Here is a 10,833-nt window from a genome sequence, read left to right on the forward strand (position 1 = left end):
TACCAAGATGAAATTCATACAAAAACCAGCCGCTATCGTTGCTTTCGGCAGCAACCAGATTCATGAGTGACCGCGCGCGCCTGGCCAGTCCGCTCCAGCTCGATCTGGCGCAACAGATTTCCGCGATGATCCGCGATGGCGCCGCGACCAGCGGCGCCCATCTGACCGAGGAAGCGCTGGCCCAGCAGCTGGAGGTCTCGCGCTCGCCCGTCCGCGCCGCCTTGCGCCTGCTGGAAGAGCGCGGCATCGTGGAAAAGCGGGCGAACGCCGGCGTGTATGTGACCGAAGGCGCCGCCGCGCTGGCAGCGGAATTCCTGGGCGACGACGACATCGTCAACGAAGAGACACTGTATAGCTCGATCATCGCCGACCGGGCCAACGACACACTAAGCGACACCTTGTCGGAGAACGAGCTGATGAGCCGCTACGGGGCGACCAAGCGTCCCCTGCACCGGGTTTTGCTCAGGATGAACCGCGAGGGGCTGGTCGAGCGCCGGAAAGGCCGCGGCTGGCAATTCCTGCCCAGGCTGGATTCCGAAACGGCCAAGAACGAAAGCTACCGGATCCGCCTGATCCTTGAATGCGCGTCCTTGCGCGAGCCGACTTTCCGCGTCGACCCGGCCGAGTTGCGGCGCGTGCGCGAGGCACACGAGAATTTCCTGAAGCTCAAGCCTGAGGCTCAGAATCCATTCGCGTTCTTTGAAATGAGCGCCGCCTTCCACGAAATGCTGGGCCTGTTCTCGGGGAACCGCTTTTTCCACGAGGTGATCAGCAAGCAGAGCAAACTGCGCCGTTTCGAGGAATTCGCCGCCTACAACCGCGGCATCGGCCGCCTCGACGAAGCCGCCCGCGAGCACCTCGAGATCATCAACGCGATCGACAGGGGCGACCTGGAGTGGGCGGAAGCCCTGCTGCGCCGCCACCTGACCCTGGCCAGCACCTTCTGACGCCGACGGCGACGGGCCGCCCGGGCCCGCCGCCAAATCTCCACCCTATCCCGCCACTGCCGACACCGTTCAGCAGCCTGCAGCTCCCCTCCCAACGACCGAACCACCACCACCGGGGGTCAGGTCGTCCAAAGAATCAAAATTCCCGCATAGGAAGCCTGGCGGCGGCATCTAACTCCGCGTTCCTCCTTCTTTCCATGCTTCGTCTTGTCGCATTTTCCGGCGAAATCCACGAGATGGTGGCTATTTCGAAAAAAATGTATTAAAACGTAGTTCGTACAATGCTATACTGAACAACGAAAAGACCGGAACTCGCTTCCCAACCTCACATCGGACCAACACATGCACAGCTCGCCACCACTCTCCACAGCCGGCGCCCAGTCGCCAGATACAGCCGCATTCTGGATGCCGTTCACCGCCAACCGCCGCTTCAAAGCCAATCCGATCATCTTCAGCGCCGCCGAGGGGATGCACTACATCACCCCGGACGGCCGCCGCATCCTCGACGGCACCGCCGGCCTGTGGTGCGTGAATGCCGGCCACTGCCGCCCCGAAATCAGCGATGCCATCGCCCGCCAGGCGCGCGAACTCGACTATGGCTCCGCGTTCCAGCTGGGCCACCCGCGCGCGTTTGAATTCGCGGAGCGCATCGCGCAGCTGGCGCCGGCGGACCTCAACCATGTGTTCTTCACCAATTCCGGTTCGGAAGCGGTCGACACCGCATTGAAGATTGCGCTGGCCTACCAGCACGCGCGCGGCGAGACGGAACGCGTGCGCGTGGTCGGGCGCCAACGCGGCTACCACGGCATGAATTTCGGCGGCACCTCGGTGGGTGGCAACCCGGGCCACCGCCGCCCGTTCGGCAACCTGCTCGCGAGCGTCGACCATCTCGTGCACACCTATAACCGCGAGCAGACCGCCTTCACCCGCGGCCAGCCCGCCTGGGGCGGCCACCTGGCGGACGACCTGTTGCGCATCATCGCGGAGCAAGGCGCCGAAACCATCGCCGCCGTCATCGTGGAACCGGTCGCGGGATCGACGGGCGTGCTGCCGCCGCCGGTCGGCTACCTGGAGCGCCTGCGCGAGATCTGCACCCAGTACGGCATCGTCCTGATCTTCGATGAGGTGATCACCGGTTTCGGCCGCGTCACCAAAGGTTTCGCGTCCAACTACTACAAGGTACTGCCCGACATCATCACTTGTGCCAAGGGCATCAATAATGGCGCCATTCCGATGGGCGCCGTGGTCGCGCGCGAGTTCATCCACGACGCCCTGATGCACGGACCGATCAACTCGATCGAACTGCCGCACGGCTACACCTGCTCCGGCCACCCAATCGCCTGCGCGGCCGGCCTCGCGACACTCGACGTGATGGAGCGCGAAGGCCTGTTCGAAGGCGATCCGGAACTGATCCAGTACTTCGAAGACGCCGCGCACTCGCTCAAGGGCGTTCGCCACGTGCTCGACATCCGCACCACCGGCATGCTGGCAGCGTTCGACCTCGCGCCTGTCGAAGGGATGCCGGGCAAGCGCTCCTACGCCTGCCACCTGGGCGCCTTCGAAAAGGGCGTGCTGGTGCGCTCCGCCGGCGACGCCACGGTGATCTCGCCGCCGCTGATCATTTCGCGCCAGCAGATCGACCAGCTGTTCGGCACGCTGGCCGATGTCCTCAATTCGATCGACTAAGCCGCCGGGGGAAAACAGCCCATGCAACTCGAGATGCAGATGCGGGATGGCGAAGCCCTTCCCCGCCCACAATTCCTGATCGATGGCCGCTGGCGCAACGGCCGCGGCGCGGTCCAGACCGACATCCACAATCCGGCGACCGGCGTGCGTATCGGCAGTTACGCGTCCCCGTCCGCGGCGGACCTCGATGAGGTGCTGGCCTCTGCCGCCGCCGCGTTCGCGCGCTGGCGCATCGTGCCGGCGCAGCGCCGCGCGCTGGTGCTGCACGCTGCGGCCAGCCTGATCCGCGAGCGCACCGAGCAGATCGCGCGTGTTCTCACCATGGAACAGGGCAAGCCGCTGGCCGAGGCCCGTTCGGAGGTCACGGCCACCTCCGACATGTTCGATTGGTGCGCCGAAGAAGGACTGCGCGCCTACGGCCGCGTGATCCCCGCGCGCCTGCCGGGCATGCGCCACATGGTGCTCAAGGAACCGGTCGGTCCCGTTGCCGCTTTCGCTGCCTGGAATTTCCCTGCGCGGAATCCCGGGTTCAAGATGGCGGCGGCGCTCGCGGCAGGCTGCAGCTGCATCATCAAGCCGGCTGAAGAGACGCCCATGACTTGCCTGATGCTGGCCCAGGCGCTGCTCGACGCCGGTCTTCCCGCCGGCACGCTCAACGTCGTGTACGGCGACCCGGCGTCCATCTCACAGCAGCTGATTGCCAGCCCGGTCGTGCGCAAGGTATCGCTCACCGGGTCCACGCGCGTCGGCAAACTCCTGGCCGGTATCGCCGCCGACGGCGTCAAGAAGCTCACGCTGGAATTGGGCGGCCACGCGCCGGTCATCGTGTGCGCAGACGCGGACCTCGAACACGCCGTGCGCCAGAGTCTTGCCGCCAAGTTCCGCAACGCAGGGCAGCAATGCATCGCGCCGACGCGTTTCTTCGTGCAGGAACAGTGCTACGACGAGTTCGTTTCCATGTTCAGCCACGCCGTTTCCTCGATCAAGGTCGGCGACGGGCGCGCGCCGGGAACCGAAATGGGACCGGTCGTCTCGCAACGGCGCCGCGCCGCCATCGAACAGATGATCGACGACGCGGCCGCATTGCATGCCCGCGTCTCCCGCCCAGACCTCGGTCCGCTCGCTTCGGCATCCTGTTTCCTCGCACCGACCGTGCTCAGCGACGTGCCGGACAGCGCTTCGATCATGCGCGAAGAGCCATTCGGTCCGGTGGCGGCAATCACGCCATTCGCCAGCGTCGACGAAGTCATCGCGCGCGCCAACAGCTTGCCATACGGCCTGGCCGCGTACGCATTCACCGCATCCCAACGCACCGCCAACCGCATCGGCGAGGAGCTCGAAGCGGGCATGGTGGGCATCAATACCTGCAAGGTGTCGGGCATCGAACTGCCCTTCGGTGGCGTCAAGGAAAGCGGTTACGGAGTCGAGGGCGGCCTGGAAGCGCTGGACGCCTATTCGGTCAGCAAAACGATCAGCACCATGTACTGAGGAGGCAAGCAATGAACCCGACTTACGACCGCCGCACGATCGTGCTGCACTGGGCCAGCGCAATCCTGGTCATCCTGATGTGGCTGGCAGGCCAGACCATCGACTTTTTCCCGAAAGGTGCGCCGCGGATCGGTGCCCGCAGCATGCACATCTGCGTCGGCGTCGGCCTCGCGCTGCTACTCGCGGTGCGCATCGCCTGGCGCATCCGTGGCGGCGCCAGGCTGCCTTCCCAATCCGGATTCGATGCGGTCGCCGCGCGCACGGTGCACGTGCTGCTTTATCTGCTGCTCGCCGCCGTGGTCATTGCCGGGTTCGCCTGCGTGTGGATCCGCGGAGACACGATTTTCGGCCTGTTCACTGTTCCGGCCTTCCGTCCCGGCGACACCGCGCTGCGCCACGACGCCGTCGACCTGCATGGTCTGCTTGCGAACTGCCTCCTTGCGCTGGCCGCCGTACACGCGCTTGCGGCGCTCTGGCATCAGTTCATCCGCAAGGACCAGCTGCTGCGCCGGATGTGGCCGAGCCAGAAGTACCAATAATTTTAACGATGGAGATCCAAATGAATCAGATTTTCAAGCGCACGCGCGCATTTTTCCTGTTGGCGGCGGTGCTGTGGACGGCGTTTTTCGGCGTCGCGCAAGCCACGCCGTTTGACAGCGGCATGAAAGGCCTCGTCATCGAATACAAGGTCGCGCCGGCCAACCGCCCCGCCCTCTATGCCTATATGCGCGAGCAAGGCCTGGACCAGCTCGAACAATGGAAGCGTGAAGGCAAACTGAAGAACTACAAAGTGCTGTTCGGCCGCTACGCCGACAGCCCAGTGTGGGACATGATGACGATGCTTGATTTCGCCGACGTGGCGCAGGCAGCCCGCTGGAAGGAGATCGAGCGGACCATGCCGGCAGGGCTTGGCCCGCAAGCGCTCGCACTGGTGACCTCGGTCGAAACCAACCCGGTCGACCAGTGGTTCGAAGGCGGCAAAAGCACATCCAACGGCGTCTACCTCGTCATTCCCTACGACTACCTGGTCAGCACCGAAAAATACGTGAGCTATGTCGAAGGCTACCTGCTGCCGCAGGTCAACGGCTGGCTGCAGGACGGCGCCCTGTCCCACTATAACTTCTACATCGGACGCTATGCGGTAAGCCGTCATTGGTCCTCGCTGCTGGTGCTGGAGTACAACGGCGACGAAGGCATCGGCCAGCGCGAAAAACTGACGGCCCGGGTGCGCGCGAAGCTGGCCGGCAGCGATCCGGTCTGGGAAGGCTGGAGCAAGGACAAATCGGCGATCCGCAACACGCGCCAGTACATCCTGGCAGACGAGCTGCGCAAGCCCTGACCACCTCTCCCAGAAAGCACAGTCATGAGTAATGAATCCCTACAAGCACGCAAGGATGCCGCGACCCCGCGCGGCGTCGGCGTAGCCTGCCGTTTCTTTGCCGAGCGCGCCCTCAATGCCGAATTGTGGGACGTCGATGGCCGGCGCTATATCGATTTCGCGTCCGGCATCGCCGTGCTCAATACGGGGCACCGCCACCCGAAGGTGATGGCGGCCATCGCCGCACAGCAGGAACGCTTCGTCCACACCTGCTACCAGGTGGTGCCGTATGAATCGTATGTCGCGCTGGCCGAGCGTCTCAACGCGCTGACGCCCGGGGACCATGCGAAGAAAACCGCGTTTTTCTCCACCGGCGCCGAAGCGGTCGAAAACGCGATCAAGATCGCACGGGCCGCCACCGGCCGCAGCGCGGTGATCGCTTTCGCGGGCGCATTCCACGGGCGCACGATGATGGGCATGGCGCTCACGGGCAAGGTCGCGCCATACAAACTCGGCTTCGGACCGTTTCCGGCCGAAACCTATCACGTGCCCTTCCCGAACGCGATGCGCGGCGTGTCCACCGCCGACGCGATCGGCGCCTTGCACGCCCTGTTCAAGAACGATGTCGATCCTCGCCGGGTCGCGGCCATCATCATCGAGCCGGTCCAGGGCGAAGGTGGCTTCTATCAGGCGCCTGCCGAGTTGATGGTCGCCTTGCGGGCACTGTGCGACGAGCATGGCATCCTGCTGATTGCCGACGAAATCCAGACCGGCATCGGCCGGACCGGCAAGCTTTTCGCGATGGAGCATTACGACGTGTGCCCGGATCTGATGACCATCGCCAAGAGCCTGGCGGGCGGCATGCCATTGTCCGCCGTTTGCGGCCGCGCGGACATCATGGATGCGCCGGCGCCGGGCGGGCTGGGAGGCACCTATGCCGGCAACCCGGTCGCACTGGCCGCTGCGCACGCGGTGCTGGATGTGATGGAGGACGAAGCGCTGGTCGAGCGGAGCAATGTGCTGGGCGCACGATTAAAGCAGAAACTGTTCGAATTGCGCGAGCATGTACCGCAGATTGCCGATATTCGTGGCCCTGGCGCCATGGTCGCAGTCGAATTCATGCACCCCGGCACAGGCAGGCCCGACCAGGAATTCACCAAACGCGTGCAGACGGCCGCGCTCGACAAGGGCTTGATACTCCTGACTTGCGGCATCGACGGCAATGTCATCCGCTTCCTGTTCCCCTTGACCATTAGCGATGCGCTGATGGACGAGGCGCTGGATACGCTTGCCGAAGCTATGCGTGATGAGGCACATGCGGGGTGCGCAGCATGAGTTTTGACCTGATCGGTACGATTATTGATCGTTCAAACAACTACATCGACGGCCAATGGCGTCCGGCCGCACATCGATTCGATGTAGTCGACCCGGCCACCGGCGCCGCCCTTTCCAGCGTTCCGGACAGCGGGAAGGCCGATGCCCAGGCGGCGTTGGACGCGGCGGCGGCGGCGCTTCCGGCCTGGCGTGCCTTGCCCGCGAAGGTGCGCGCCCAGCACCTCAAGCGTTGGCACGCACTCGTCATCGCGCATCTGGATGAACTCGCGCAGCTGATTTCGAGGGAACAAGGCAAGGTGACCGCCGAGGCACGGGCGGAAGTCATCTACGGCGCTGCCTATATAGAATGGTTCGCCGAAGAGGCGGTACGTAGTTACGGAGATATCATCCCTGGCCCCGCCGTTGGGAAGAAGATGATGGTGGTGAAAGAGGCGGTTGGCGTCGTTGCCGCGATCACTCCCTGGAATTTTCCAATCGCGATGATCGCAAGGAAGCTGGCGCCCGCGCTGGCCGCCGGGTGCACGGTGGTCGCCAAGCCCGCGGAAGACACGCCGCTCAGCGCGCTGGCGCTGGCTCGGCTGGCGCACGAAGCGGGCATTCCGGCCGGGGTCTTAAATGTGGTCACGGCATCGCGCGCGCAGGCGGCGCAGGTGGTTGATGTCTGGCTGGACGATGCGCGCGTCCGGAAGATCAGCTTTACCGGATCGACCGATGTGGGAAAACACCTGGCGCGGCAGTCCGCTGCAACCCTGAAGCGCCTTTCGCTGGAACTCGGCGGTAACGCGCCCTTCATGGTGTTCGAGGATGCGGACCTGGATGCGGCAGTCGATGGCCTGATGGCCGCGAAATTCCGGAATGGCGGCCAGACTTGCGTCAGTCCAAATCGAATCTACGTGCATGCCGCGGTCTATGAGCGCTTTTCGGAACTGCTGGTTCGCCGCGTTTCAGCGCTGAAGGTCGGTCCCGCCAGCGACCCGGCAGCGCAGGTCGGACCGATGATCAATGCGCGCGCTGTCGACAAGATCACGCGGCACATCGCGGACGCATGCGCACGCGGCGCCAAGGTACTCACCGGCGGTAAGCCGCTGCATGTGGAAGGCAGCGGCGGCACGACCTTTTTCGCGCCCACCGTGCTGGCCGAGGCGGACCACACGATGCTGCTGGCGCATGAAGAAACCTTCGGCCCGGTCGCCGCGCTTTTCCGATTCGAAAACGAAGAACAGGCAATGCGCCTGGCTAACGAGACTCCGTTCGGCCTGGCCGCTTACTTCTATACCCGCGATCTCGCGCGAATTTGGCGCATATCGGAACGTTTCGAGAGCGGTATGGTCGGAATCAACGAAGGCGCGATTTCCTCCGAGGCCGCTCCGTTCGGCGGCATCAAGGATTCCGGCTACGGGCGCGAAGGCTCACGCTACGGGCTGGACGACTACATGCAGACAAAGTATCTGTGCATGGGCGGGCTTGCCTAAATAAGAAACGCCCGGTGCAGCTAGCCGGGCGTTTTTGCGTGGGCTCCATGCCAGGTCCCTACAGATGTGCCCTGTCACCAGGCGAGCAGGTAGTGGGTGAGGTACATCCGACGTCGCGCTTCGTTGATACTCCGCGCGGCCGCCTGCGCTTCCATTGCCGCCTCTCCCCTGCACTGCTGCCCCCGTTAATAACGTCAGCGCCACAGCTGTGGTCGCACGCGCATTTGACGGCGCTCACCACAAAAGTTGACAAGCGCCAACTCGCGTTCGACGACCGCTCGCAAAAATGAGACCTCCCTCACGCCGCCCACGACGCTATGCCTTTCGACAAAGACAAATTTGCCGCCTATCTGACCACGCACGCGGCCAAGCACGCCCAGCACCATTGCGCGAAATTCGTGCGTCTTGCCTTGGAAGCCGGCGGTGCCGACACCAAAGGACATCCAATACCTGCCAAGGAATACGGGCGCACGCTGACTCGCAACGGATTTCGCGCGATCGATGTCGCTGATCCAGCCAAATTCGTGTTCGCCAAAGGCGATGTCGTGGTGATGGAACCGACGAAAAGAGGCAACCCGGCGGGGCACATCGCTGGTTACGACGGCAAACACTGGGTGTCTGACTTTATCCAGCTGGATTTCTGGCCGGGGGCCGCGTACAAAAAGGAGAAACCGAGCTATGTCGTCTACCGTCGCTAACCGTCTTACCCTCATTGCGGCGCTTGCCATGATCCTCCTCGGTGCGGTGCCCGCAGACGCCGCCCAGCGAGAGACAGAGGCGAAGGTCGTTGCGCGTCTCTACAAGGACTACGCATGGCAAGCAATCGCCACGCAACCGGACCTTTTCGGCGAGGGTTTGGCTGGTGCGAGCAAAGCTGAGCTCGAAAGGTACTTCTCTGCGGAGATGGCGCAGCTGCTCTTCGCTGATTCAGCCTGTCAAGCGCGAACTGGCGAGATCTGCAATTTGAACTTCGACGTCTTGTTCGACTCACAGGATCCGCGTGTGGTCGATCTGGACGTTCAAAGGGTGGCAACAGGCAGCGTGCTCGTGCAGTTCAAGGATCCCATCACGGACAAAAAGACCGTGATCGAATTCAAGCTGGCTATGCAACAGGGCAAGTGGCGAATCGCTGACATCGTCTACCGCGGCCATCCGCAGCAGTCACTCAAAACGGCGTTGTCGCCTCACATGGGCACGCACTGAAAGGACTACATCGAGGGCAGCGCGCGCTAACTCAGCAAGCCTGCTGTTCACTTTAGCTGAAGCATCCTCTTAGATCGCTCGCTTGCGCTACCCCAGCGCATGGCGAGTCAAAATACGCGCAAAAACGCTCAACAGTGCTGAATACTGCTGAGATTAAGTCCTTGATTTGTGGGGGAATTTAATGGTGCGGCTGGCGGGGATCGAACCCACAACCCTTGGCTTCGGAGGCCAATACTCTATCCATTGAGCTACAGCCGCAGAGGGGAACTGCGAAGTGATGCGAAGCATACAGTAAATCGTCCCTCCCCGTCCATGGAAAACCGCCGCGCACAGACCGATTTGCTTTCCCAATCATTGTCGGACGGTCTATAATCTTTCGGCTTTTGCGGGAATTGCAGAACGGCATCACCGCTCTCGGCGGTCGGTGTCGGAAAAGGTTTTTTTAATAGTATTAAGGAAATCATGAGCGACGAACACAACGAACACCAATCCCCGATCAGGACCCCGAAGCAGCTCATCGCCGCGGTTGCTGGTTTCTTCCTCGTTATCATCATCGGCATCATCCTTCTGGTCCAGTACGCCACCAGCGGCAAACTGACCGGCGCCGGCACCGACAGCCAGAGCGCGGAAGCGGTCGCCCAGCGCTTGCAGCCGGTGGCCGAACAGGGCTACACCCTGAAGGACGTCAACGCACCGAAGACCCTGCAGACCGGCGAAGCCATCTACACCACCACCTGTGTCGCCTGCCACGGCAGCGGCGCCGCCGGCGCACCGAAGTTCGGCGATGCCGCCGCCTGGGGCCCGCGCCTCGCGCAGGGCTACGACACCCTGGCCAAGCACGCCATCGAAGGTATCCGCGCGATGCCGGCCAAGGGCGGCAATCCGGACCTGGATAATGTGGAAGTCGAACGCGCCGTCGTCTATATGGCCAACAAGGCCGGCGCCAAGTTCAAGGAGCCGGAGGCACCGGCCGCGGCAGCAGCCGCTTCCGCCAGCGCACCGGCACCGGCCGCAGCTGCGGCAGCGCCGGCAGCCGCCGTCGCTGCCACGGCCGAGGCTGCACCGGCCATCGCTCCGGTGAAGACCACCGGCGCCACCGATGCCGGCAAGGCCCTGTACAGCGCTACCTGCTCGGCCTGCCACGGCGCCGGCATCGCGGGCGCGCCGAAGTTCGGCGACAAGGCCGCCTGGGCGCCGCGCGTGAAGCAGGGCGACAACGTGCTCTACCAACACGCGATCCAGGGCTTCCAGGGCAAGGCCGGGATGATGCCGCCGAAAGGTGGCTCGACCGCCTCGGATGATGATGTCAAAGCCGCTGTCAATTACATGACGGCCGCCGTCAAGTAAGACTTTCCACTCAGCCAAAAAAACCGCCCTACGGGGC

Annotated in this window: 10 protein-coding genes and 1 tRNA gene; 10 read left to right on the plus strand and 1 reads right to left on the minus strand. The window is 63.5% G+C overall.

Annotation, left to right across the window (positions count from 1 at the left end; genetic code table 11):
- The first annotated feature begins 62 nt into the window (after positions 1 to 62).
- The 9 genes from NX778_RS12960 to NX778_RS13000 all read left to right on the plus strand — a co-directional run bounded on the left by NX778_RS12960 (position 63) and on the right by NX778_RS13000 (position 9,449).
- Positions 63 to 947, plus strand: a complete 885-nt coding sequence (locus tag NX778_RS12960; RefSeq protein WP_258812159.1) for a GntR family transcriptional regulator — start codon at positions 63 to 65, stop codon at positions 945 to 947.
- Between the two features lie 342 nt (positions 948 to 1,289).
- Complete coding sequence (gene aptA / locus NX778_RS12965) at positions 1,290 to 2,633, plus strand: omega-aminotransferase AptA (RefSeq protein ID WP_370661333.1); 1,344 nt, start codon at positions 1,290 to 1,292, stop codon at positions 2,631 to 2,633.
- A 21-nt stretch (positions 2,634 to 2,654) separates the two neighbouring features.
- On the plus strand, positions 2,655 to 4,121 hold the full coding sequence (locus tag NX778_RS12970; RefSeq protein WP_258812161.1) for an NAD-dependent succinate-semialdehyde dehydrogenase: 1,467 nt from the start codon (positions 2,655 to 2,657) through the stop codon (positions 4,119 to 4,121).
- Between the two features lie 11 nt (positions 4,122 to 4,132).
- Positions 4,133 to 4,660: a cytochrome b gene (locus NX778_RS12975; protein WP_258812162.1), complete on the plus strand. Its 528-nt coding sequence runs from the start codon at positions 4,133 to 4,135 to the stop codon at positions 4,658 to 4,660.
- Positions 4,661 to 4,680: 20 nt separating this feature from the next.
- A complete protein-coding gene (locus NX778_RS12980) occupies positions 4,681 to 5,460 on the plus strand; it encodes a hypothetical protein (protein WP_258812163.1) in 780 nt (259 codons plus the stop codon).
- A 24-nt stretch (positions 5,461 to 5,484) separates the two neighbouring features.
- Positions 5,485 to 6,774, plus strand: a complete 1,290-nt coding sequence (locus NX778_RS12985) for a 4-aminobutyrate--2-oxoglutarate transaminase (protein WP_258812164.1) — start codon at positions 5,485 to 5,487, stop codon at positions 6,772 to 6,774.
- The gene (locus tag NX778_RS12990) at positions 6,771 to 8,246 is read left to right on the plus strand and encodes an NAD-dependent succinate-semialdehyde dehydrogenase (protein ID WP_258812165.1); all 1,476 of its coding nucleotides are present in this window, start codon (positions 6,771 to 6,773) and stop codon (positions 8,244 to 8,246) included. Before NX778_RS12985 ends, NX778_RS12990 begins: the two co-directional genes overlap by 4 nt.
- 317 nt (positions 8,247 to 8,563) lie before the next feature.
- Positions 8,564 to 8,944 carry a CHAP domain-containing protein gene (locus tag NX778_RS12995; protein WP_258812166.1) on the plus strand — a complete coding sequence of 127 codons (381 nt, stop codon included), beginning with the start codon at positions 8,564 to 8,566 and terminating at the stop codon, positions 8,942 to 8,944.
- Complete coding sequence (locus NX778_RS13000) at positions 8,925 to 9,449, plus strand: DUF3828 domain-containing protein (protein ID WP_258812167.1); 525 nt, start codon at positions 8,925 to 8,927, stop codon at positions 9,447 to 9,449. Before NX778_RS12995 ends, NX778_RS13000 begins: the two co-directional genes overlap by 20 nt.
- Positions 9,450 to 9,631: 182 nt before the next feature.
- On the opposite strand, the gene NX778_RS13005 is transcribed toward NX778_RS13000, so the two are convergent.
- Positions 9,632 to 9,707, minus strand: a tRNA-Arg gene (locus NX778_RS13005).
- Positions 9,708 to 9,911: 204 nt separating this feature from the next.
- Between NX778_RS13005 and NX778_RS13010 the strand changes: the two genes are divergently transcribed.
- Positions 9,912 to 10,796 (plus strand): c-type cytochrome, encoded by an 885-nt coding sequence (locus tag NX778_RS13010; RefSeq protein ID WP_258812168.1) that lies wholly within the window; start codon positions 9,912 to 9,914, stop codon positions 10,794 to 10,796.
- The last annotated feature ends 37 nt before the right edge of the window (positions 10,797 to 10,833 follow it).

Source organism: Massilia terrae, from assembly GCF_024753145.1.
GTDB classification, from domain to species: Bacteria; Pseudomonadota; Gammaproteobacteria; order Burkholderiales; family Burkholderiaceae_D; genus Telluria; species Telluria terrae.

Bases quoted from the DNA above. Each gene is read 5' to 3' on its own strand.
- NX778_RS12960 (WP_258812159.1), top strand. From the start codon at position 63: ATGAGTGACCGCGCGCGCCTGGCCAGTCCGCTCCAGCTCGATCTGGCG.
- aptA (WP_370661333.1), top strand. From the start codon at position 1,290: ATGCACAGCTCGCCACCACTCTCCACAGCCGGCGCCCAGTCGCCAGAT.
- NX778_RS12970 (WP_258812161.1), top strand. From the start codon at position 2,655: ATGCAACTCGAGATGCAGATGCGGGATGGCGAAGCCCTTCCCCGCCCA.
- NX778_RS12975 (WP_258812162.1), top strand. From the start codon at position 4,133: ATGAACCCGACTTACGACCGCCGCACGATCGTGCTGCACTGGGCCAGC.
- NX778_RS12980 (WP_258812163.1), top strand. From the start codon at position 4,681: ATGAATCAGATTTTCAAGCGCACGCGCGCATTTTTCCTGTTGGCGGCG.
- NX778_RS12985 (WP_258812164.1), top strand. From the start codon at position 5,485: ATGAGTAATGAATCCCTACAAGCACGCAAGGATGCCGCGACCCCGCGC.
- NX778_RS12990 (WP_258812165.1), top strand. From the start codon at position 6,771: ATGAGTTTTGACCTGATCGGTACGATTATTGATCGTTCAAACAACTAC.
- NX778_RS12995 (WP_258812166.1), top strand. From the start codon at position 8,564: ATGCCTTTCGACAAAGACAAATTTGCCGCCTATCTGACCACGCACGCG.
- NX778_RS13000 (WP_258812167.1), top strand. From the start codon at position 8,925: ATGTCGTCTACCGTCGCTAACCGTCTTACCCTCATTGCGGCGCTTGCC.
- NX778_RS13010 (WP_258812168.1), top strand. From the start codon at position 9,912: ATGAGCGACGAACACAACGAACACCAATCCCCGATCAGGACCCCGAAG.